The sequence below is a fragment of the Rhizobium sp. CFBP 13644 genome (assembly GCF_014842165.1).
In the GTDB taxonomy this organism is placed as follows: Bacteria; Pseudomonadota; Alphaproteobacteria; order Rhizobiales; family Rhizobiaceae; genus Agrobacterium; species Agrobacterium tumefaciens_C.
In genome coordinates this window covers 355,977-378,004 of sequence record NZ_JACYVF010000002.1, presented here as the reverse complement: position 1 = coordinate 378,004, position 22,028 = coordinate 355,977, and the positions used below count along the sequence as shown (strand labels likewise).

The following is a 22,028-nucleotide window of genomic DNA, read 5'->3' as shown; positions in this document are numbered from 1 at the left end:
TCACCAGTCTGTGAGTGCGCTGCACACGCTCTATCCAGCTAGGGAGAAGCCTAGAGCCCTCAACGCCTTCAGGCGCAAGGTGAAGCAGCATCAGGACGCCCTGCCAACACATCCAACGTCTCCCTGGCCTGCGCTAGAGCTGGACGCCGTCAGCGACACTTGGCACTTTTTCCTCATTCGGGGGCAGGCCAACGGCTATCAGTGTGCCGAGCAATTGCTCGGGCGCCGGCCCAAAGCCCAGGAATTTGAATCGCATCTCCATCGAATTGAAATACAGCGGCATTCAGCACGCAAGCATAACGAACCCCGGCCGATGACGACAAAGTCTTTGATAGGCACCAGTATTGTATCGGGAACATACGGCAGGATCAAAGATTGGAGACGCAACGCAACCATGCGGTCACGCCATCCTATCGGCAATGCTCATCGCAGCCCCTGCTCATACGGGTCCGAATCATGGATCGCGAGCCTGGGACAAAAAAACCTGGCAAAGGAGATCGTCGAATCTAACCTACCAACAAAAAAGCCCCGGACCGAAGTCCAGGGCTTTTCTCATCACTGATGTCCAACCTTACAACTGGTTGATGACGATCGGTTCTTCCATTTCCACTCTGAGCGCATTGCGCAACGGAAGACCAAAACCACCGGCTTCGATCTCGAACACGTCGCCCGCCTCCGGCTTGATCCCATCGGCAAAAGACAGCGTCGCTGTTCCAAACATATGGACGTGAACTTCGCCGGGAGCGCGGAAGAGACCGTATTTGAAATGGTGATATTCGAGGTTAGCGAAGGTGTGGGACATGTTGTCCTCGCCAGACAGGAATGGCTTTTCGAAGATGACCTTGCCATCCCGCAAGATGCGCGATGTTCCACGGATATCCGATGGCGGTGCGCCGACGCGGATCTCTGGGCCGAAGCTCGCAGGACGAAGCTTGGAGTGTGCGAGATAAAGATAGTTCATCCGCTCTGTCACGTGGTCCGAGAACTCGTTGGAAACCGCTAAGCCGACGCGGAATGCCTGGCCATTATCGGCGATCACGTAGATGCCAGCCATTTCAGGCTCTTCACCACCATCGAGAGCGAAGGATGGCGACACCAAAGCAGCGCCCGGTGCCGTGGCCACATGACCATTGCCCTTATAGAACCACTCAGGCTGAACGCCCTTTTCACCAGCCTTCGGCTTGCCGTTCTCAAGGCCCATCTTGAACATCTTCATGGAGTCCGTGAGGCTTTCTTCAGACGATTCGCTGGTCTTCTTGTGCATGCTGTCACGGGTGGCGGCGGATCCAAGATGGGTGAGCCCAGTCCCTGTCAGGTGCAGGTGCGCTGGATCGGGGTGCGTGATCGGTGGGAGGAACTTGCCTTCCGCATAGGCTTCTTCAAGGTCGACAACCTCACCATAGCCGCGCGCTTCGATAACTTGCGCCAGCGTCTTGCCGCTATTGGCCGCTTCGAGCGCCAGCGCATAGACGGAACCAGCATTGTTGACGGCGCGCGCTAGGCCGCCTTCTTCGCGAACGGCGACGATGATCCCGCTTGCATTCTTGATCTGAGAAATCAGCACGATATTTCCTTTCAAAGACGTTTGACGCCTACATCTCATGAAAGTGGCCGGAAACCGGCCACTTTAGTCAATTCAGATAGATGAGCCGAACGAAAGGTCAGCCCTTGTTCTTGTTGTAGACGTCGAAGAACACAGCAGCCAGAAGCACAAGGCCCTTGACCATTTGCTGGAAGTCGATGCCGAGACCGACAATCGACATGCCGTTGTTCATAACGCCCATGATGAAGGCGCCAATGACCGCACCGGTGATCTTGCCAACGCCGCCGGATGCCGATGCGCCGCCAATAAAGCATGCCGCGATGACGTCCAGCTCAAAGCCTGCACCAGCCTTTGGCGTTGCAGAGTTCAAACGCGTTGCGATGATCATGCCGGCCAATCCAGCGAGCACGCCCATGTTCACGAAGGTGAGGAAGCTCAAACGCTCGGTGTTGATACCTGAAAGCTTTGTGGCCTTTTCGTTACCGCCCATCGCATAGATCCGGCGACCGATGGTCGTGCGGCGCGTGACAAAGCTGTAAAGCGCGATCAGCAGAAGCATCACGATCAGCACGTTTGGCAGACCACGATAGGTCGACAGCTGATATCCGAGGAACAGGATAGCGCCCGAAATCAGAAGGTGCTGCACCATGAAGAAGCCGAACGGCTCGACACTGATGCCGTGACGCACATTCACCTGACGACGACGGAGCGCAAGCACGAACAGTACAGCTGTAATGGCCAGTGTAAGCACCATTGAGGTGGTGTTGAAGCCCTCAATGCCGCCCAAGTCAGGCAGGAAGCCCGTGCTGACAACCTGGAAGTCAACCGGGAATGGACCGATGTTCTTACCACCGAGTACAAACAGCGTCAGACCACGGAAAACAAGCATGCCTGCCAGCGTGACGATGAACGACGGAATTCGGTGATAGGCAATCCAGTAACCCTGCGCGGCACCAATCAAGCCGCCGACGCCAAGGCAGATCAGGGCTGCCAGCAACGGGTTCATACCCCATTGGACCGTCAGAATAGCCGCAATTGCTCCGACGAAAGCGACGATGGAACCAACCGAAAGGTCGATATGCCCAGCGACGATAACCAGCAGCATGCCGAGCGACATGATGACGATGAAGGAGTTCTGTAGAATCAGGTTCGTCAGGTTAACCGGGCGAAACAGAATGCCGCCCGTATAAAACTGGAAGAAAACCATGATGGCGACGAGCGCAATCAGCATGCCGTATTCACGGATATTGGACCGGATATACGAGCCGACTGAAACGACGTTGCTCTCTTCGGTGGATGTATTGGCCGAACTCATCAGTTCTTCTCCCCTGAGCGCATGATAGCGCGCATGATGCTTTCCTGGCTCGCCTCTCCCTTCGGCAATTCGGCGACAATCCGTCCTTCGTTCATAACGTAGATGCGGTCGCAATTGCCAAGCAGTTCGGGCATTTCCGATGAGATCATCAGAACGCCTTTTCCTTCGGCGGCGAGCTGGTTGATAATGGTGTAGATTTCATATTTTGCGCCAACGTCGATACCACGCGTCGGCTCGTCCAGAATGAGGACGTCAGGATTGGAGAACAACCATTTCGACAGAACAACCTTTTGCTGGTTGCCGCCGGAAAGATTGACAGTTTCCTGGAAAATGCCAGACGACCGAATGCGCAGACGCTTGCGGAAGTCATTTGCGACAGACATTTCCTTGATGTCGTCAATGACGCTAGCGGACGAAACACCGGCCAGATTGGCAAGCGTGGTGTTGTGCAAAATATTGTCGTTGAGCACGAGACCCAAATGCTTGCGGTCTTCGGTCACATAAGCAAGGCCTGCATCGATCGCCTTGCGAACAGTGCTGACATCGACGGGCTTGCCATTGACCAGAACGTCACCGCTGATCTTGTGTCCGTAGGACTTGCCGAACACGCTCATTGCAAATTCGGTACGCCCGGCGCCCATCAGTCCCGCAATACCGACAACCTCGCCCTTGCGGACGTTGACGTTGATATCGTGGAGAACCTGACGATCTCTGTGCTGCTGGTGAAACGCGTTCCAGTTCTTCACTTCCAGAATGGTTTCGCCGATCGCGACATCGCGTGGCGGATAGCGGTCTTCGAGATCGCGGCCGACCATGTTGCGAATGATCACATCTTCGCTGATCTCTTCATTGTGACAATCGAGCGTCTTGACCGTCATACCATCACGCAGAACCGTGATCTGGTCAGCGACCTTGCGCACTTCATTCAGCTTGTGCGTAATGATGATTGAGGTCAGGCCCTGCTTGCGGAACTCGATCAACAGGTTGAGCAGAGCTTCCGAATCGCTTTCGTTCAGCGATGCCGTGGGTTCGTCGAGAATAAGCAACTTCACGCTCTTGGACAATGCCTTGGCAATTTCCACGAGTTGCTGCTTGCCCACACCGATGTCGGTGATCAGCGTTTCCGGCGATTCCTTGAGACCAACCTTCTTCAGCAGCTCGCGCGTGCGGTTGAACGTCTCTTGCCAGCCGATGACGCCATTGGTGGCGATTTCGTTTCCGAGGAAAATGTTTTCGGCAATCGAGAGAAGCGGAACGAGTGCCAATTCCTGGTGAATGATGATGATGCCAATTTCTTCACTGTCATTGATCGCGCGGAAGTTTCGCAGCTGACCTTCATAGTGAATTTCGCCATCATAGGTGCCGGCAGGGTAAACACCCGAAAGGACCTTCATCAGGGTCGACTTTCCCGCACCGTTTTCGCCGACAAGTGCGTGTATTTCACCTTGCCGAACCTTCAGGTTCACATTCTCCAGAGCTTTCACGCCCGGGAATGTCTTGGTGATATTCCGCATTTCGAGGAGGGTATTATCCATATCGCAATCCAGCGCCGTACAATCCGGCGTTCTTATTTGAAGAAGCGGGGATGGACCAATGTCCATCCCCGCCGCGATCATAGTCTTATTTCAGCTGGTCTGCCTTGTAGTAACCGCCATCAACGAGAACCTGCTTGTAGTTCTCCTTGGTGACTGCGACTGGCTTCAAGAGGTAGGAAGGAACAACCTTGACGCCATTTTCATAGGTCTTCGTGTCGTTAACTTCTGGCTCTTTGCCTTGCATCGCAGCGTTGACCATGCCAACAGTAACCTTAGCGAGTTCGCGAGTGTCCTTGAAGACTGTGGAATACTGTTCGCCAGCAATGATCGACTTCACGGAAGGAACTTCAGCGTCCTGACCGGAAACGATTGGGAGTGGCTGATCCTTGGAGCCATAACCCACGCCCTTGAGCGAGGAAATGATGCCGATGGAGATACCATCATAAGGAGACAGAACAGCGTCAACCTTTGCGTCTGTGTAGAAGGCAGACAGGAGGTTGTCCATGCGAGCCTGCGCAGTTGCAGGATCCCAACGCAGCGTACCGACCTTGTCCATGCCCATCTGGCCAGACTTAACAACGAGCTTGCCGCTGTCGATGTATGGCTTCAGAACAGACATTGCGCCGTCGTAGAAGAAGAACGCGTTGTTATCGTCTGGCGAACCGCCGAACAGTTCGATGTTGAATGGACCCTTGCCATCCTTCAGGCCAAGCTTGTCGGCAATAGACGTTGCCTGCAGAACGCCAACCTGGAAGTTGTCGAAGGTCGCGTAGTAGCTGACGTCGCCGCTGTTACGGATCAGGCGGTCATAAGCGATGACCTTGATGCCCTGCTGGCCAGCCTGCTTGAGAACGTCCGACAGCGTCGTGCCGTCGATCGATGCGATAACCAGGACCTTAACGCCCTTGGTGACCATGTTCTCGATCTGGGAGAGCTGATTCGGAATATCGTCATCTGCGTACTGCAGATCGGTCGCGTAGCCAGCTGCCTCGAGCTGCTTGACGATGTTGTTGCCATCATCGATCCAGCGGGCAGACGACTTTGTCGGCATGGCAATGCCAACGGTTCCCTTGTCCTGCGCCCATACAGGTGCAGCAAATGATGCAGCGCCGATGGCACAGGCAGCAAACATCGAAATAATGGATTTCATTAACTCTCTCCCTTGGAACCTTCTTTCAGGCGTTGTTCCGTACAATCGCCTGCAAATTCACGCCCGAGCATTAGGAGTTTAGCTTACTCGATCTGACTGCAAAGACGCAATCCGAACTTTTGGCGCTCCTCCCCGGCACAGGCGCAAACTGTTCTGAATCCATATAACTGTCAAATAGAATAAATTGCCAGAACTATATCATTTTTGATATATTAAATCGATATAATTGCCTGAGGCTCATTTTCAGGACGAATTGGAGTGGTCGCAATGGAACGAAATGGAATGAATTCGTTCGAATTTCAGTCCCTGACAGAAGACAACCCCCTGTTGCGGGCGGGGTTGAAAATGTCGCATTTGCGCATGCTGGTGACGATAGAGGAACACGGGCAGGTCAGCGCGGCGGCGGCAGCCTTGAACATGACGCAGCCTGCAGCATCGCGAATGCTTGCGGAGATGGAGGCAATCGTCAAGAATCCGCTGTGTCAACGCGCATCCCGCGGGGTGGTGCTGACCCGTTTTGGCGAGGCGCTGGCGAGGCGCTCAAAGAAGATTCTTCTTGAACTTCGCGAAGCTGGCCGGGAATTGGCCCAGATGAAATCGGGTAGCGGCGGCTCGGTGTTCATCGGCTCCGTCACCGCTCCGGCCATCAGCCTCGTTGTTCCCGCACTTCGCAAGGCGATGGATACCTATCCCGGCATAGAGGTGAATGTGCAGGTTGAGACGAGCAATGTGCTGGCGCGAGAATTGCTGGCGGCTCGCCATGATTTCGTCATTGGACGTATTCCTGACGATATAGACCCGGCTTTGTTCAATGCGCATGAAATCGGCATTGAACGGGCCTGCCTTCTCGTGCGCAAGGATCATCCACTTTTGGAGAACCCTCAGGTGAGGCTCGAAGATCTCTCGCAATATGACTGGGTTTTTCAGCCACCTGGTGCCCTGCTGCGGCGAAGCATGGAAGATGTGTTTCTCTCCCACGGCGTGGCGCTGCCCCGCAACATCATCAACACGCCCTCGGTTGTGCTCACTCTGGCCATCGTGACGCAAACAAACGCCATTGCGCCGCTGGCATATGAAATGGCGGAATTCGTCTCGGGGCAGCATTCGCCAATGGGCGACATCCGTATTCTTCCCACAGATTTCGAGCTCAGCGTAAAGCCCTATAGCCTCATCATTACCAAGGACCGGGTGCTACCCCCCAGCGCGCAACTGCTTTATGATCTTGTGCTGGAGGAGAGTCAGCATCTGATGGGCTAATGTTGGTGGAAAGAAGAATTCCACCTATATCGAAGACAACGCAAGCCAGACGCCACATTCATATGGTTATCTTCGCCAACCAACCGGGAAATTCCTATGCTGTTCGGACAGTCCGTTTTTCAGTCAGTGGTGGAGCGCCTTGATCGAGAGGCGGAGGACGAACCACCCGTCAAGAAAATGCCGCCCGGCGTTCGCGCATTCAATTCCAGTTTAGTGTTCGAGACAGCCACGCACGGACCATCATCCGCCAATGTGCCACTCGATTCCTATCTGGGATTTCTGGAGGATGAGCCAGCCGTCGTGGAGCCCCTGCCCGAGCCGAAAACAATGCCGTCCCATCTTGCGCGGACATCATTATCTGATGTGTCAGATGAGCTGGCAATTTCCGACAGCGACACGGTTGAGACGCTTGGCGAAAAGCGCCGCAGTTTTGCCAAGCTGAACCACCCCGATACGACAGATGCGGAGTTTCGCGAAAATGCCGCCTTGCGAATGACCGCCGCCAATCTGCTGATCGATCAGGCGATTCGCTTTCTGGGTAAACAATAAACGCTACGACCTTAAGCTTCGTCGGAAGGTTCTGGAGCCTTCTCTTCAACTTTATCAGCTGCGGGCTTGAAAGCGTATAGCAGGACATAGGCCGAATACGCAGCGATGCCGCCGACAACGGTTGCCCAGAAAATTTCGTGATTGATGAACTCGATGACAGCCCAAGCGGTGGTGAACCCGACAATTAAAAGCCGCGCCCAGAGAGGCCGGTAGATGGGGTGGCTTGTGTCGATGTTCAGCATAGTGTCTCCTTAGGCGGTGCAGGCGCGCACGGTCAGGTCACCTGCGCAGCCGTGCCAGACATCAGGATATCTCCGTCCAGACGCGACAATGCAAGCCCCATATGGCCATCAAAAACCAAACGCTGCTCATCTGGCTCAATTGTGATGAGCGGCATTCCGCCGATGCGAACGGCATTCGTCTGCATCATGCCCTCACGCATGCTGGCTTCCAGCAGATCAAAAAACCGCGTTCCGGGTCCGGTCACGAAGACCCGCATGGGGCCGTGCAGGCTGAACAGGCGCGAAAGCCCGTTGCCAAGCGCGAGCCCGGCCTGGCGGAAGGCGAATGCCGCCATGCGATTTCCCGAGCGCGCCGATGCGGCGATCTTTTCCACCTCTCCGAGAGGAACGAATTTGGCCGGGATCGTATTCGTCGGAACTTCGAACGCCGTGCGCAGAATCCCGTAGAAGCCGCAATAGGCTTCAACGCAGCCTTTCGCACCGCATCGGCAAAGCGCACCATCCGGTATGTGCAGCATATGGCCGAAATTTGGAGCCTCGACAGCGGCGCGACCTTCGCCCATATCGCGAGCAACCCCCAGCCCAATACTATGGCCCAAGGAAAGCGCCGACAAAGCTCCAAGCGGTGGCGTCGCTGCTCTTTCCCGCATCCACAATGCCTCGGCAACCAGCAACGTCTCGTTATAGAGATAGATCTGCGCGCGAAAATGCCCTGATAGAGTCTCACGAAAATCCACCTGCCCTTCACCCAGAACCGGTGACCAGATGAGCGTAGCGCTTGGCGGATCAACCAACCCCTTGCTGCTGATCGATATGTGCAAGACAGCACTCGCGGCAATCTTGGAGCGGGCAACGAGGCGGAGCAGCCCTGCCAGGACCGATTGCGCAAAGTCGGAGGCTTTGCCGGTGGTGCGGCTTTCACCGAAACGGTCCATCAGCTTGCCGGTAAAATCCACAAGAGAATATTGGACGGCATCCGACGAGATGACCACCACCGCCACATAGCCGTACTGCCTGTTGGGCTGGAACAGAACACGCGGACGCCCCCTGCCCGACGCCGCCTGTTGCTCGGTCCGTTCGATGAGGGAAAAACGCTCAAGGTCCGCGGTGATGACGGAAACCGTGGCCGAGGCAAGGCCGGTCAATGCCGCAAGGTCTGTGTGGGAAACATTGCCGTGGCGGCGCAAGGCGCTCAAAACACGCAAACTGTTTTGCTGCCGGACCAGCTCTGTGCTCGCTATCCCCGGCATTTCAAATCTGTTCCTTCGCCTGTTTTCACCGCCATAAACCCTGTGAAGCCTGCCCGCAACCAAGACCGCAAAAAGCGGCTTCAAGTTCTGTTGACAGTGTCAGGATTCTCTGACATTTAATTTCTCGACTGTCGAGAAAAAATGCTTTTTTAGTTTTTCGGCAGATTTTCAGGCGTTCGTAGAGGCATGGAGGTGCCTCGCGTTTCGTCGTTACCCGGGAGGACATCATGAATTCATTTGCCAAGCTATTGGCGGGTACAGCCGTACTCGTTTCTCTGCACACGGTTGCCGTGGCTGCCGAACTTGTCGTCGGCGTGTCCTGGTCCAACTTCCAGGAAGAACGCTGGAAGACCGACGAGGCGGCAATCAAGGACGCACTGAAAGCGTCTGGCGCAAAATACATCTCTGCCGATGCGCAGACCTCGGCTGCAAAACAGCTAACAGACATTGAGAGCCTGATTGCCCAGGGCGCGAACGCCCTCATCGTTCTGGCGCAGGATAGCAGCGCCATTGGCCCAGCCATCGAAAAGGCTGCCGCTGAAGGTATTCCGGTCGTGGGTTATGACCGACTGATCGAAAATCCAAGCACCTACTACATCACTTTCGACAACAAGGAAGTCGGCCGCCTGCAGGCCAAGGAAGTCTTCAAGATCAAGCCAACGGGCAACTACGTCTTCATCAAGGGCGGCTCGACCGATCCGAATGCAGACTTCGTATTCTCTGGCCAGATGGAAGTGCTGAAAGACGCAATGGCATCCGGCAAGGTGAAGAATGTCGGCGAAGCCTATACGGACGGCTGGAAGCCGGAAATTGCCCAGAAGAACATGGAGCAGTTCCTGACCGCCAACAACAACAAGGTCGATGCCGTGGTTTCGTCCAATGACGGCATGGCAGGCGGCGTGGTCGCAGCACTCGAAGCCCAGGGTCTTGCTGGTTCCGTTCCAGTTTCCGGACAGGATGGCGACAAGGCCGCGCTGAACCGCGTAGCGCTCGGCACCCAGACGGTTTCCGTCTGGAAGGACAGCCGCAAGCTGGGCAAGAAGGCCGGCGAAGTGGCCGTTGCTCTGGCCAAGGGCACCAAGATGGACAAGCTGGAAGGCACCATCAAGTTCAAGGGCGGCACCAAGGGTGTGGAAATGAGCTCGTACTTCCTCGAGCCGCAGGCCATCACCAAGGATAATCTGAACGTTGTTCTGGATGCAAAGTGGATCACCAAAAGTGAGCTTTGCCAGGGCGTGAAGGGCGGCACAGTCGCCGCTTGCAAATAAGCCAACATCAGGCTCAGCGAGATTCTCGAGGTTTAGGCCTCGAGTTTCGCCAGTCTACCCGGCACCGCCGCAGGGGCAACCTTGCGGCGCACCGGCGTGATGGGCGGCATGAAATATTTCAGGGAGAACAGCAGATATGGCGGACCAAACCGTTGTCGCATCGCAACCCGCGGCCCGGGCAGAACGGGGAAACCCGTTGCGACGTTTCTTGAACGCGACGGAAATCGATACCCGCCTTCTGGGCATGGTCGTGGCACTTTTGGTTATCTGGATTGGGTTTGACATCCTTTCCGGCGGCCTCTTCCTCACATCACGAAACCTGTGGAACCTCTCGGTTCAGGCCGCGTCCGTTTCCGTCATGGCAACCGGCATGGTTCTGGTTATCGTGACGCGCAACATCGATCTTTCGGTTGGCTCCATTCTCGGCTTCGTGGGTATGATCATGGCGGTTACGCAAACCCGCTTCCTGCCCGGTTGGCTGGGCTATGACCACCAGATGTCCTGGATTGTGGCACTCACCGTCGGTATCACACTGGGCGCGGCCATCGGCGCGTTTCAGGGTGTCATCATCGCCTTCATGAATGTACCATCCTTCATCGTGACGCTGGGCGGCCTTCTGGTCTGGCGCGGCGCCGCATGGATGGTCACGAGCGGCGCAACGGTCGCGCCCATGGACACCCGCTTTCGCCTGATGGGCGGCGGTGCCGATGGCTCAATCGGCGCAACGGCAAGCTGGGTGGTCGGCATCATAGCCTGTGTCCTGATTGTTCTCTCCATCGTCAATTCGCGTAGGCAGAGAAAACGCTTCGGCTTTCCACTCAAGCCCATCTGGGCTGAATATTTTGTGGGCCTGGTGGGCTGCGGCATCGTGCTGGGCTCCGTCAAGGTTCTCAACAGCTATTACATGCCGGTCAATCTGGCACGCAAATACGCTGAAGCCAACAACATGGCTTGGCCTGACACGGGTCTCGAAATTTCACTTGGCGTGGCCATACCTGTGCTGATTGCGCTTGGCATCGCCATTGTCATGAATTTCATCACCAACCGTACCCGCTTCGGCCGCTATGTTTTCGCCATTGGTGGCAACCCCGAAGCAGCCGTTCTTGCCGGCATCAAGACACGGTGGGTGACGGTGCGCATTTTCGCGCTGATGGGCATACTCTGCGCCATCGCCGCGGCCATCTCAACTGCGCGTCTCAATGCTGCGACCAACGCGCAGGGCACGCTGGATGAGCTTTACACCATCGCCGCAGCCGTCATCGGCGGGACCTCGCTTGCGGGCGGTGCTGGAACCATCGCCGGTGCCATCCTGGGTGCCGTGGTCATGCAATCTCTGAACTCCGGCATGGTGCTGCTTGGCATGGATACCCCGTTGCAAAGCATTGTCATCGGAATGGTGCTCGTTCTGGCCGTCTGGCTGGATACGGTTTACCGCGCCAGAGCCAAGTAAGAATAAGAGGAGTTTCCGATATGACGGACCAAACCACTCCGCTTGTGGAAATGCGCAATATTTCCATCTCCTTCGGCGGCATCCACGCGGTGGAAAACGCCTCGGTCGATCTCCATCGCGGCGAAGTCGTGGCGTTGCTGGGCCATAATGGTGCAGGCAAATCGACCCTGATCAAGATCCTCTCAGGCGCCTATCGTCGTGATGGCGGAGACATCCTGATCAATGGTGAGGATGTCGATATTCGCAATCCGCGCGATGCCAAGAAGTTCGGCATCGAAACCATCTATCAGACGCTTGCCGTCGCAGATAATGTTGATGCTGCGGCCAATCTCTATCTTGGCCGTGAACTGCGCACTCCCTGGGGCACGCTGGATGATGTCGCCATGGAAGCCTCCGCCCGCGAGGTGATGGGCCGCCTCAACCCCAACTTCAAGCGCTTCAAGGAGCCGGTCAAGGCACTCTCCGGTGGACAGCGCCAATCGGTTGCCATCGCTCGCGCCATTCTGTTCGATGCCCGCATTCTCATCATGGATGAGCCGACGGCTGCACTCGGCCCGCAGGAAACCGCGCAGGTGGGTGATCTGGTCAAGGAACTGAAGAAGGAAGGGATCGGCATTTTCCTCATCAGCCATGACATTCATGACGTCTTCGATCTCGCAGACCGCGTCTTCGTGATGAAAAACGGCAAGGTGGTCGGCCATGCCAGAACGCAGGATGTGACCAAGGATGAGGTTCTGGGCATGATCATTCTGGGAAAAGTCCCTCCAGGCGCCACCCCCGGCCCCGGCGCGATGCGCGCCTGATTAGTGCCACAAGCAAAAACAGGTGCGGCCAAACCGCACCTGTTTTTTATGAAGCATGAAGTCGCGACGGCGATCAGTCCTGAATGCAGCGTAACAGGCTCACCAACTGGTCACGTGCCGTCTCGCCACCAAGCCGATCAATCAGTCTACCTTCATGCGCACGCCACACCTGAGAAATTTCCTCCAGAACAGTCCTGCCTCTTTCCGTTATTTCCAGATAATGAACCCGGCGATCCGCTTCCGAGCGACGGCGTTGCAACAGTCCCTTGTCTTCCAGCGCATCGATGATGGCCACGAAGTTGGCACGCTGAATGCCAAGTGCCTCGGCAACATCGCTCTGCTTCAGGCTACAATTGTTCGCCACGAGAACGAGAACCGGAAAATCGGTCGGCCTGAGGGAAAAAGCCAGAAGGCTTTCGTTGAAATCATTCACAACCGATAGCTGAGCGCGCCGAAGACTATAAATGACGGCGTCTGACAATATTGAATAATTTACTTCTACCCTTGAGAGCAGAGACGGGACTTCAGGCTCCCTGGGGAACACCTTATCCATGCCCTGCTCAAGTCCGAGACTTGACATCATCTTTAGCCCCCTCTGATTCGCCCCCGCGGACTTTATAAACTAGCTAACCAGCTTAATTAGAACAAGATTTATTAATGAATAATGCCTGACTTTAAACTTCCATTTTTTATTCACTGACGGATACGAAATAGATGAAAACGCGGCATCACGCCGGTCGGACGCAAAGAATCCGCCAGCCGCGCAAATTCCGAGATGCAAATGCAACGGGAATAATCAAACGCTTAATAAGCAGTCAGATTCTCGCGTCGACGCACCGCGATATGCAATTTCTAAGAGAATGCTGATAAAGTCACGGCGCAAACTCGGAAAAATCGTCCGAGCACAACTTCATGAAGTAATTTTACACATTGAAGCGCAGGGCAAGCTAGGTTAAAGAACGAGCCACTGCCAGATGCGACTCGTCGCACATACGGATGCACCCGTAGCTCAGCTGGATAGAGTGTTGGATTCCGATTCCAAAGGTCACAGGTTCGAATCCTGTCGGGTGCGCCAATTCACTTTCTAAGCTCACATCACCTAACCGCGCTTGCCAAGCCTTTCACGAGTATCGGCCCTGTCGGTCTTCCAGTCGGGGAACCGCCGGTCTGTTCGAGGGTGATCTCGTAAAGCTGCTTGTCTGTTGGCGTTGGCAGCCGTGGCGTTTCAAGGCTCGCGGAGCGGTGCTCATCGAGAAGACCGAGCGAGATGGGGCCCATGTCGCGGTTCGGCAATGTCCAAACCTGCATGGTCTTTCCTTCCGGTACCGTGAAATCTGCAAGCAGGCGAATTCTGGCGTGCTCATTGCTGAAGTCTTCCACAATCGCCTGGGGCTCGCCCGCTTCATTCAGCAATATTGCGATGACGACGGGATCTGCGGTACGCATCAGCGACCAGCCCAGACCTGCCGTCAACAGCACAGATGCTGCAAGCGAAGCAATGGCCGTCCGCTTCCAGAGGGACCGGCTGTTGTCATTGGAAGCGGGTTGCCGCAGTCGAGGAGTTTCGGCCGACGGGGCATCGGCCAAGCGGCGGTCGATCCGCGACCAGAGATCGGCGCTTGGCTCAACCGCATCCACCGAGATATCCAGCGGCAGATACCGTTCCCGGCTTGATGCGATGGCAGCACGCAGTTCCGCGTTCTGATCGATCTGGTCTGTAACCCGCTGATAACTTTCCTCATCGAGAAGACCCAGCACATATTCATCTGCTGTTAGCGCAATGTCTTGAATGAGCTTGGGCTGGGTCATGCCATGCACTCCCGAAGCGAGGAAAGGCCGCGCCTGATCCACGATTTCGCGGTTCCGAGCGGTATTTGCAATCGCCCGGCAATTTCGCCATGGGTGTAGCCACCGACATAAGCCATGATGATGCCGCGCCGTCTTGTTTCATCCAGCGTGGAGAGACATTCGCGTAGCCTGCTGTTCTGATCCAGCCTGTGCCAGGATGTCATGATGTGCTCGACGTGGCTGGCCTCTTGCAACGTGTCCAGATGATCGTCCGAAACCAGGTCTTCACGCTTGCCATCCCGCAGCATGTTGAGCGCCCGGTTGCGCACGATGGCATAGATCCAGCCCCGTGCTGACCCTCGTCCGGGCTCATATTGGTGCGCGCTTTTCCAAATGCGGATGAATGCTTCCTGTACGACTTCCTCGGCCAGATCGCGTCGTCGTACGATGCGTTCCGCCACAGCGATCAGTCGGCCCGCCTCTTTATCGAAAATAACCCGCAGGCCATTCCGGTCCCCCTTGGCGCAGGCGTTGAGTGCTGTACCGAAATCATCTGCCATTGTCTGTCCGACGTCCAAAGAGCCTCTCCCGGCGCACATATTCGTTTCAACACATACACCCGGAATCGATGCCGAGATGCAAATCAAAAAAATATTTTGGCCGCTGCATCCAAACAGCCACCCCCATGTGTCTAACCTTTGAGAGCACTGACCGGCAAATTGCCTGGCACCTCTCGAAACGGATAGAAACGGGAGAAAGATATGACCATTCTTCGCACAGCAACGATTGCCTCCGCCCTGCTTGCCACAAGCGCCACCTTCGCCTTTGCCGCGCCGGTACTAGGATTGGCGGGAGACAAGACGCTCGTCATGTTCGATACCGATAAGCCAGCCGTGACCAAGACCATGGACGTAACTGGCGTCGAAAAGCTCGTCGGCATTGATTTTCGCCCCGGCACCAAGATAGTCGTCGGCGTAACAGCTGACAATACAATCGTCTCGATCAACCTCGAAACGGGTGCCGCGACCGAAGTGGCAAAAATGGACAAGCCGCTGACCATGACGCAGGCCCCTGTTGTCGTAGACTTCAACCCTATGGCAGACCGTCTCCGTTACATGACCGGAACCACGAACCACCGGGTGCATCCTGATACCGGTGCAGTGACCGTGGACGGCACATTGGCATTTGAAGATGCCGACATGCACAAGGGTGAAACGCCCAATATCGTTGCTGCCGCCTATACCAATTCCTACGGAAAGCCGGAAAAGACCGCGATGTACAACATCGACGCCACAATCGGCGCTCTTATCCAGCAGACCAAGCCCAATGATGGAACCCTGAAGTCAATCGGCAAGCTCGGCATCGAAACCAAGCCTGCGACCTACGCCTTCGACATCCAGACGACGGCGGATGGCAAGAATACGGCCATGCTTGTGGCTGGTACGGCCCTTTACACGGTCAATCTGGAAACCGGCAAAGCGACCAAAGCTGGCGACATCACTGGCGTTGAGCTGCCGCTGCGCGACATCGCCGTTCTGCCTGCCATGTAATTGCGATGAGCGGCTGGCCAGGTAAAACCGGCCAGCCGTCACTCACCTACTGGCCGTCATTTGCAATCTTCGTTTCAAGCGTTTTGGCAATGGCCTTGAGATTGCGGGGCTTACCGGCAATTTTTTCCATTGCAGCAATGGCGAGATCACTCGCCACGTAATCGGACTTGTGTCCCAGATTGTGCACTACGATCAATTCCGCACCGCTGATATCGCGTGCGAGATGCCGGGAATGGATCTCGGTTGAAACCACCTCGTCGACATCTCCGGCAATGATCACTGTTGGCGCCTTGATGGTGCGAAATGCAGGCGATGCGGTCTTGGCCCAGCCATTCAGCCCACCCACTTCCTGCGCATTATGGCGGAATGCGACCGGGCTCAGCGCCTGATAGGCACGGGTGCGGGAAATATAATCTGACGGCATAGGATTGGGCGCAAACACGGATTTAACCGCCCCATCAATGGCAATAGCACCCGCAGCCGGCGCAATGAGCGTGCTGAACAGGACGCCGGTAACCGGGAACCGCGCGGCGTTATAGTACCATGCAATTCCCCCTGGCCATGGGTAAAGCGCTGGCGAGAGGAACACCAGGCCTTCAACCATCTCCTTGTGGCGAACCGCAAAGGCTGCGGTGATTGCGCCGCCGAAGGAATGCCCGACAATAATCGCTTTCTTGATGCCGCGCTTTTTCATGAGCGTGGCTATTGCGTCGGCTTGCGTATCCGGCAGGATATTGGCCTTGGGGCCGATATCGGAACGGCCATGTCCCGGCCTGTCCACAAACAGCAGGGTTGCCTTGCCCTCCAGCTTTTCCCGAAACGCATACATCGGGTCATAGAGGCTGGTGCTGGCACCATGGATGAACACGATGGGCGGCAGCGTTGCGCCCTTGTTGGCGGGCAGCAACACACTGTTGAGCTCAAAGCCCCCAACATCGATGCGTTTTTCATCTGTTCTGGTTTGGCTTGATGACTGAGCATTGTCTGCTTTCTGCAAGGCCAACGCACTTTCTCCGAACATCAAAGCAGCGAGAATACCAAACACCGGCACAAGATAAGTCATTCGAAGACCTTTGACATTTTGCGTCGGGACGATCAACGGGAAGCCCGTCCACACAGTTTTTCTGTAATCCAATGCCCGGCGCAGGAGGCAACGGCAGAGAGCGTCGAGCCCCAGATCAGGTCAGCGACGGTCAGTGTCGTGGACCAGTTCGCGAGAGTTGCCTGGTTGGTAAGGTCGTAGGTGCCATAGGCCATCAAACCCAACAGGCCGCCATAGACGAATGATGTGCGGAAACTCGACGTCGCCAGCCCTGCGCGAACCGCAAAAAAGGTCAGCCCTGCAGCATAGAGCAGATAGAAAATGACCGCTGGCGCGACGCGAAATTCGGTGACGAGCATGTCTCCGAGCACGGGGCGGTAGAGCGCATTTGCCATCAGGCTCAGCCAGACGAAATCGATCGCCAGAAAGACGATCAGTGTTGAGATGAAGGCAATTGCGCTCTTTTTCATGGACAGACCTTTGTGTTTTCAGATTATGATTTGATGCGGGACCAGTTCACGCCCTTGCAGAGAATACCCGCCAGCACACAGCCCTTTGTGGTCATGCTGTCGCCTTTTACGGAGACAGTCAGCTTGTAGGTCAGGTCGCGTTGCGGGTCGAACGCCGTGCCGGAATATTCGCCATCGGCTGTCGGCTTGATGCTCATCACCAGCTTGTCGCCAGCTTTTTCCTTTGGCGTGCCTGGCTTGATCCACGTATTTGTTGCGCAGATATCAGAGCCACAGGCGCTGACCGAAACCTTCGCATTTCCATCGCCACGCGCCCATTCGCCGTTGATATCATTAGCAGACGCGGCACCTGCCGACAGGGCGACCATGCAGATTGCGTATTTCAAACCCGAATTCATGTCGATCTCCTCACCGAGACGTTCACCTAGCCCGGTTGCAGACGGTTAAACGGCTTTAAGGTTGCGTTGGATCACAAAAAACGTCAGTTCCGCTTTTTTCTGCGCCAAATGAAACCGATTACCTCACCACGCCGTAGACTACCGCAAGCAGCAACAGTGCGGGTGAAGGTAACTGTGATGAATTATGGATTGTTGATCGGCATCGCCATTGGCCTGAGCCTCATCATGGTTTTGGCCTGGGCCATACAACGCAGAACCGGAGCCAGCGGCTGGATCGATACGATATGGTCCTTTTCCGTCGGTCTGGGTGGCATCGCAGCGATTGTCTTTGCCGACGGTTCCTTTGAACGGCGCTGCGCCGCCTTCATCATCATTTTGATATGGTCCATCCGGCTGGGCAGCCATATTGGTTCACGCACCAAGGGCGGCGGCGAAGACCCGCGTTATGCCAAGCTTGTTGAGGAGTGGGGCGAGAATGCCTGTCGTCGCCTCTTCCAGTTCCTGCAGATACAGGCGCTTGCGGCCTTTATTCTGGTTCTCGCTATTTATATTGCCGCATCGAACAGCACGCCCTTCCCGACCTTTGCCGATATTCTGGGCCTTGCGATAGCGGCAATTGCCTTGGCAGGAGAGGCCATCTCGGACCGTCAGCTCGCGCAGTTTCGCAAAACGCCGGAAGCCAAGACCGAAGTCTGCGAGGTCGGCTTTTGGCGATATTCGCGCCACCCCAATTATTTCTTCGAGTGGCTGTTCTGGTGCACATGGCCTCTGCTGGCGCTGACGGGCTCGCCATTCTGGCTTCTGGCCACCCTTTTAGCACCTGCAATGATGTACTGGCTGCTGGTCTACGCATCGGGAATTCCACCGCTTGAGGAGCACATGCTGCGCTCTCGCGGCGAAAAATTCCGATCCTTGCAGCATCGCGTCAACGCATTTTTCCCCGGACCACGAAAAGAGGATGTCTAGGATGAACATGCTCGCTTTTGCGATCAATCAGGTAGAAAAAGCACCCCTGTCCGACGGCGTTACGCTGGCAGGGATTGATTTTCTCTGCCGCAGGACGAAACGAAAGCTGGAGAAAGTGCCTCACGAGGATGAACTTGCTTTCGTCCGGGACATGGGAAACTTCCCCGTCGCCACCCACACGGATGAAGCCAACAGGCAGCATTACGAGGTGCCTGCAGAGTTTTTCGCACTGGTTCTGGGCGCACAGAGGAAATATTCCTGCTGCTATTACCCAAGTGCTGCAACGACCCTGGATGCGGCAGAAACGGCAGCACTTGCCGAAACTGTGAAACATGCCGGTATTGTCGATGGCATGAACATTCTGGAACTCGGCTGCGGCTGGGGCTCCCTGTCGCTCTATCTGGCGCGACAGTTTCCAAATGCCCGCATCACATCCGTCTCCAATTCAGCCTCGCAACGCGCCTACATCATGGCGGAAGCGCAGCTTCAGGGCGTGCATAATCTGACAGTTATCACGGCTGATATGAACGACTTTGCGCCATCAGGCCAATATGACCGCATCGTGTCCATCGAGATGTTCGAGCATATGTCGAACTGGCGCGCCTTGTTTGAGCGAACGCGCGGCTGGCTGAAGAACGATGGCAAGCTTTTCATCCATGTCTTCACCCACAAGGACCGCTCCTATCGGTTCGATCCGAGCGACCCCGCCGACTGGATTGCGCACCACTTCTTCACCGGCGGCATCATGCCGTCACGCGATCTGCCGCATCGCTTTGAAGAGATTTACACCGTAGAGGCGGAATGGCACTGGTCTGGAGAACACTACAAGCGCACCGCGATGGATTGGTTGGCCAATTTCGACAGGGAATCCGAGCGGATCACACCCATTTTGGAGGCTGTCTATGGCAAAGATGCCAATCTGTGGCGACGCCGCTGGCGCTTGTTCTTTCTGGCCACCGCTGGCCTGTTCGGACACGATAACGGGACAGTGTGGAGTGTAGGACACTACCTTCTGTCGCCGACAAGGCCCTGAACCATGGTGCAGGATGGAAAACACGATCCCCTGACAGCCGCGACGGTGACCATTGCCTGGGTTATCATCCTCAACAAACCCTTCTATCCCGCGACGATCTGGTGGCTTCTGGGAGACGGTTTTCAGGCATCCATGATCAGCGTCATCTCGATGCTGTTCTTCCTCGCCATCCCCTTCCTTGCGCGCCGCTCGCCACTGGCAGCGCGCATCGCCCTACCCCTCATCGGCACCGTCGATACGGTGTTCGAGACAAAGCTTTTCGGGGTCGCGTCAGGCACGGAACTGTTTTTCGCGGCTTGCGTGATGCTGGTCGCAGTCTCGTTCCGGCAAAGCGAAAGGCTGTGGCAAGTGGGAATGACCGGCGTGGTTTTTGCGGGATTTCTCTACACGCGCTATCTGCTCGGAGATGCGTGGCAAATGTGGAGCGCGCCTGACCTTGCAAAGCTGCTCAACCTCAACGCTTTTGCTGTCGCATGCCTCACGGCCTTTATCGCGTTGAGATATGCCGGCCTTCAGCGTGAGGGTCACTCCTCCGGCACAAGGCCGTCGTAAACCTCCAGCAGTGCGGCGGAAATCGCAGTCCCAAGATTGTTGGCTGCCTCGCGGATGGCGCTTTCGTCGCCACCCCGTGCGGCAATGGCAAGGTCTGAACCCTCAGCCGAAATAATGGCCTTGGCGCGCTCAATGGCCCAGAGGCCGAAGTCGCCGCGATTGTCGATAGATACAGTGTCCACGCTTGCTTCTCCAACCATACCGCAGGCTGCGGCGTGGGCACGATATAGTCTTGCGCCCAGCATTCTGTCAAAACTTGAGAGATGATTCCCGATCGGCTAACAACCACAGTCAGATCGCATCTGGATCAATGCACGGCCTGTTTGCGTTATGAAGGCAGTCGTCGTGATAGACGCAGCATGAAAAAAGCCAGAATAAAGGAGGCATCTCCCATGAGCCTGAAGTTTGGAACAAGCGGTCTTCGCGGACTTTCTGAAGATTTGAAAGGCAAGGCATCCGCCATTTACGCGACCGCCTTTGCGCGACACCTGCTCACTTCGGGCTTGGCAAAAAAGGGAGATCCGGTGCTCATCGGTCAGGATTTCCGCGACTCCAGCCCGGCCATCGCGCAAACCTGCATTGGCGCTCTGAAGGCCGCTGGACTTACTCCGCTAGATTGCGGCGCCCTGCCCACCCCGGCACTGGCGCTTTACGGTCTTTCGTTGAAGGCCGCAGCGCTCATGATCACGGGCTCGCACATTCCGGCAGATCGCAATGGCATCAAATTCTATCGCCCTGATGGCGAGATCGACAAGAAAGACGAGCTGGCCATTGCCGAGCTTGCAAAGCAGGTCGAAGCGGATGGCATCAACACGGAATCATCACAAGCAGAAGACCACTCCGCGAAAACCGCCGCCATGTTTTTCCAGCGCAACGCCGCGATTCTGCCCGCAAAGGCGCTCGCAGGCTTGAAGGTCGGTGTCTACCAGCACAGCACTGTCGCGCGGGACATGTTCGTGGATGTCCTGAAACATTATGGCGCAGAGGTCGTGGCACTGGGCCGCTCCGAAACCTTCATTCCCGTCGATACCGAGGCTGTATCGCCTGATACGCTGGGAAAGCTCGAAGCCTGGGCCCGCGAGCATCATTTCGATGCGATCATTTCCGCTGATGGCGATGGCGACCGCCCCCTGCTTGCTGACGAGAAGGGTGTGCCTCTTCGTGGCGATCTTCTGGGCCTCATCACCGCAAACTTCCTAAAGGCCGATGTGGTCGTCACGCCCGTAACATCCAATTCCGGCATTGAAGCCAGCGGGGATTTTGATGTTGTGCGCACCAAAGTCGGCTCGCCTTTCGTCATTGCAGGCATGGATGAGGCACTGGCCGCAGGCAAGCAAGGCATCATCGGTTTTGAAGCCAATGGCGGCTTCCTCACGGCATCCCCATTTAAACTCAATGGCCAAACCATCTCGCCGCTCCCGACACGCGACTGCTTCCTGCCGCTGCTGGCTGCCTTGAAGCTGACGGCGGACCAGAAAAAGCCGCTGTCTGACATCGCTGCCGCCTACAAATTGCCGGTTGCCGCTGCGGACCGGTTGCAGGATTTCGCGCAGGAAAAGAGCGCTGCCTTGATGGACCATCTGCGTTCCTCCCGCGCCAATCTGGAAAGCTTTCTGGCACCTGTGGGAACAGTGCAGGACACAAGCGATATTGACGGCCTTCGCGTGACGCTTGCCGATGGCAGCACAATTCACTTCCGCCCATCTGGCAATGCGCCGGAAATGCGCTGCTATGTGGAAGCCGAAAATGAGAAAGAGGCGGCAGCACTGCTGGAGAAGGGGCTGAACCTGATCCGCGATTTTGGCTGATAGCGTCTTCAGGTGCGGCGAAGCGAATTGCCGCACCTGCCCTTTGCAGTTGCGATTTC

General features: G+C 56.0%; 23 protein-coding genes and 1 tRNA gene. 11 read left to right on the top strand and 13 right to left on the bottom strand.

The genetic code is table 11. The annotated features are described in order from the left end of the window. Nucleotides 1-571 precede the first annotated feature (571 nt). The 4 genes from araD1 to chvE all read right to left on the bottom strand — a co-directional run bounded on the left by araD1 (nucleotide 572) and on the right by chvE (nucleotide 5,543). Nucleotides 572-1,564 carry an AraD1 family protein gene (gene araD1 / locus IFT53_RS06950; RefSeq protein ID WP_192064272.1) on the bottom strand — a complete coding sequence of 331 codons (993 nt, stop codon included), beginning with the start codon at nucleotides 1,562-1,564 and terminating at the stop codon, nucleotides 572-574. Nucleotides 1,565-1,661: 97 nt separating this feature from the next. After that, nucleotides 1,662-2,858 (bottom strand): multiple monosaccharide ABC transporter permease, encoded by a 1,197-nt coding sequence (gene mmsB, locus IFT53_RS06945; RefSeq protein ID WP_192064273.1) that lies wholly within the window; start codon nucleotides 2,856-2,858, stop codon nucleotides 1,662-1,664. Next, complete coding sequence (gene gguA / locus IFT53_RS06940) at nucleotides 2,858-4,393, bottom strand: sugar ABC transporter ATP-binding protein GguA (protein ID WP_042617767.1); 1,536 nt, start codon at nucleotides 4,391-4,393, stop codon at nucleotides 2,858-2,860. The genes mmsB and gguA overlap by 1 nt, the downstream gene beginning before the upstream one ends. An 85-nt stretch (nucleotides 4,394-4,478) precedes the next feature. Then, the gene (gene chvE, locus IFT53_RS06935) at nucleotides 4,479-5,543 is read right to left on the bottom strand and encodes a sugar ABC transporter substrate-binding protein ChvE (protein WP_192064274.1); all 1,065 of its coding nucleotides are present in this window, start codon (nucleotides 5,541-5,543) and stop codon (nucleotides 4,479-4,481) included. A 282-nt stretch (nucleotides 5,544-5,825) separates the two neighbouring features. Between chvE and IFT53_RS06930 the strand changes: the two genes are divergently transcribed. Beyond that, nucleotides 5,826-6,800, top strand: coding sequence for a LysR family transcriptional regulator (locus tag IFT53_RS06930; protein ID WP_244656248.1), 975 nt, complete (start codon nucleotides 5,826-5,828; stop codon nucleotides 6,798-6,800). Nucleotides 6,801-6,896: 96 nt separating this feature from the next. Beyond that, the gene (locus IFT53_RS06925; protein ID WP_192064276.1) at nucleotides 6,897-7,349 is read left to right on the top strand and encodes a hypothetical protein; all 453 of its coding nucleotides are present in this window, start codon (nucleotides 6,897-6,899) and stop codon (nucleotides 7,347-7,349) included. Between the two features lie 11 nt (nucleotides 7,350-7,360). Here the strand turns inward: IFT53_RS06925 and IFT53_RS06920 are convergent, their stop codons facing one another. Continuing rightward, nucleotides 7,361-7,591, bottom strand: a complete 231-nt coding sequence (locus IFT53_RS06920; RefSeq protein ID WP_192064277.1) for a hypothetical protein — start codon at nucleotides 7,589-7,591, stop codon at nucleotides 7,361-7,363. 32 nt (nucleotides 7,592-7,623) lie between these two features. After that, entirely contained in the window at nucleotides 7,624-8,841 is a 1,218-nt protein-coding gene (locus IFT53_RS06915; RefSeq protein ID WP_192064278.1) for an ROK family transcriptional regulator, read from the bottom strand. Nucleotides 8,842-9,068: 227 nt separating this feature from the next. On the opposite strand from IFT53_RS06915, the gene xylF reads away from it, so the two are divergent. From xylF to IFT53_RS06900, 3 genes are all read left to right on the top strand, one after another. Beyond that, on the top strand, nucleotides 9,069-10,109 hold the full coding sequence (gene xylF, locus IFT53_RS06910) for a D-xylose ABC transporter substrate-binding protein (protein ID WP_042617407.1): 1,041 nt from the start codon (nucleotides 9,069-9,071) through the stop codon (nucleotides 10,107-10,109). Between the two features lie 136 nt (nucleotides 10,110-10,245). Further along, a complete protein-coding gene (locus tag IFT53_RS06905; protein WP_192064279.1) occupies nucleotides 10,246-11,559 on the top strand; it encodes a sugar ABC transporter permease in 1,314 nt (437 codons plus the stop codon). A gap of 20 nt (nucleotides 11,560-11,579) precedes the next feature. Next, a complete protein-coding gene (locus tag IFT53_RS06900; RefSeq protein WP_192064280.1) occupies nucleotides 11,580-12,362 on the top strand; it encodes an ATP-binding cassette domain-containing protein in 783 nt (260 codons plus the stop codon). Nucleotides 12,363-12,435: 73 nt separating this feature from the next. Here the strand turns inward: IFT53_RS06900 and IFT53_RS06895 are convergent, their stop codons facing one another. Further along, nucleotides 12,436-12,945 (bottom strand): MarR family winged helix-turn-helix transcriptional regulator, encoded by a 510-nt coding sequence (locus IFT53_RS06895; protein ID WP_244656249.1) that lies wholly within the window; start codon nucleotides 12,943-12,945, stop codon nucleotides 12,436-12,438. A gap of 415 nt (nucleotides 12,946-13,360) precedes the next feature. Here IFT53_RS06895 and IFT53_RS06890 point away from each other — a divergent pair. Then, nucleotides 13,361-13,437 (top strand) — tRNA-Arg (locus IFT53_RS06890). Nucleotides 13,438-13,457: 20 nt separating this feature from the next. Here the strand turns inward: IFT53_RS06890 and IFT53_RS06885 are convergent. Both IFT53_RS06885 and IFT53_RS06880 read right to left on the bottom strand, forming a co-directional pair. Continuing rightward, entirely contained in the window at nucleotides 13,458-14,171 is a 714-nt protein-coding gene (locus IFT53_RS06885; RefSeq protein ID WP_192064281.1) for an anti-sigma factor, read from the bottom strand. Next, a complete protein-coding gene (locus tag IFT53_RS06880) occupies nucleotides 14,168-14,710 on the bottom strand; it encodes a sigma-70 family RNA polymerase sigma factor (protein ID WP_244656250.1) in 543 nt (180 codons plus the stop codon). The genes IFT53_RS06885 and IFT53_RS06880 overlap by 4 nt, the downstream gene beginning before the upstream one ends. A gap of 201 nt (nucleotides 14,711-14,911) precedes the next feature. On the opposite strand from IFT53_RS06880, the gene IFT53_RS06875 reads away from it, so the two are divergent. Then, nucleotides 14,912-15,700: a DUF4394 domain-containing protein gene (locus IFT53_RS06875; RefSeq protein ID WP_192064283.1), complete on the top strand. Its 789-nt coding sequence runs from the start codon at nucleotides 14,912-14,914 to the stop codon at nucleotides 15,698-15,700. 46 nt (nucleotides 15,701-15,746) lie between these two features. Here the strand turns inward: IFT53_RS06875 and IFT53_RS06870 are convergent, their stop codons facing one another. The 3 genes from IFT53_RS06870 to IFT53_RS06860 are packed head-to-tail and all read right to left on the bottom strand — an operon-like array spanning nucleotide 15,747 to nucleotide 17,580. Then, the gene (locus IFT53_RS06870) at nucleotides 15,747-16,763 is read right to left on the bottom strand and encodes an alpha/beta fold hydrolase (protein ID WP_244656251.1); all 1,017 of its coding nucleotides are present in this window, start codon (nucleotides 16,761-16,763) and stop codon (nucleotides 15,747-15,749) included. 32 nt (nucleotides 16,764-16,795) lie between these two features. Next, nucleotides 16,796-17,212, bottom strand: coding sequence for a DUF2177 family protein (locus tag IFT53_RS06865; RefSeq protein ID WP_042617413.1), 417 nt, complete (start codon nucleotides 17,210-17,212; stop codon nucleotides 16,796-16,798). A gap of 23 nt (nucleotides 17,213-17,235) precedes the next feature. Beyond that, complete coding sequence (locus IFT53_RS06860) at nucleotides 17,236-17,580, bottom strand: DUF2147 domain-containing protein (protein WP_244656272.1); 345 nt, start codon at nucleotides 17,578-17,580, stop codon at nucleotides 17,236-17,238. A 207-nt stretch (nucleotides 17,581-17,787) separates the two neighbouring features. Here IFT53_RS06860 and IFT53_RS06855 point away from each other — a divergent pair, with 207 nt between their 5' ends. Genes IFT53_RS06855 through IFT53_RS06845 form a run of 3 tightly spaced genes read left to right on the top strand, consistent with a single transcriptional unit; the run spans nucleotide 17,788 to nucleotide 20,161 of the window. Then, nucleotides 17,788-18,576 carry a DUF1295 domain-containing protein gene (locus tag IFT53_RS06855; protein ID WP_192064285.1) on the top strand — a complete coding sequence of 263 codons (789 nt, stop codon included), beginning with the start codon at nucleotides 17,788-17,790 and terminating at the stop codon, nucleotides 18,574-18,576. A 1-nt stretch (nucleotide 18,577) separates the two neighbouring features. Beyond that, entirely contained in the window at nucleotides 18,578-19,609 is a 1,032-nt protein-coding gene (locus IFT53_RS06850) for an SAM-dependent methyltransferase (protein ID WP_192064286.1), read from the top strand. Nucleotides 19,610-19,612: 3 nt separating this feature from the next. Further along, on the top strand, nucleotides 19,613-20,161 hold the full coding sequence (locus IFT53_RS06845; protein WP_192064287.1) for a hypothetical protein: 549 nt from the start codon (nucleotides 19,613-19,615) through the stop codon (nucleotides 20,159-20,161). Here the strand turns inward: IFT53_RS06845 and IFT53_RS06840 are convergent. Next, nucleotides 20,134-20,343, bottom strand: coding sequence for a hypothetical protein (locus IFT53_RS06840; protein WP_192064288.1), 210 nt, complete (start codon nucleotides 20,341-20,343; stop codon nucleotides 20,134-20,136). The genes IFT53_RS06845 and IFT53_RS06840 overlap by 28 nt on opposite strands. Nucleotides 20,344-20,553: 210 nt before the next feature. On the opposite strand from IFT53_RS06840, the gene IFT53_RS06835 reads away from it, so the two are divergent. Next, nucleotides 20,554-21,969 (top strand): phosphomannomutase, encoded by a 1,416-nt coding sequence (locus IFT53_RS06835; protein WP_192064289.1) that lies wholly within the window; start codon nucleotides 20,554-20,556, stop codon nucleotides 21,967-21,969. The last annotated feature ends 59 nt before the right edge of the window (nucleotides 21,970-22,028 follow it).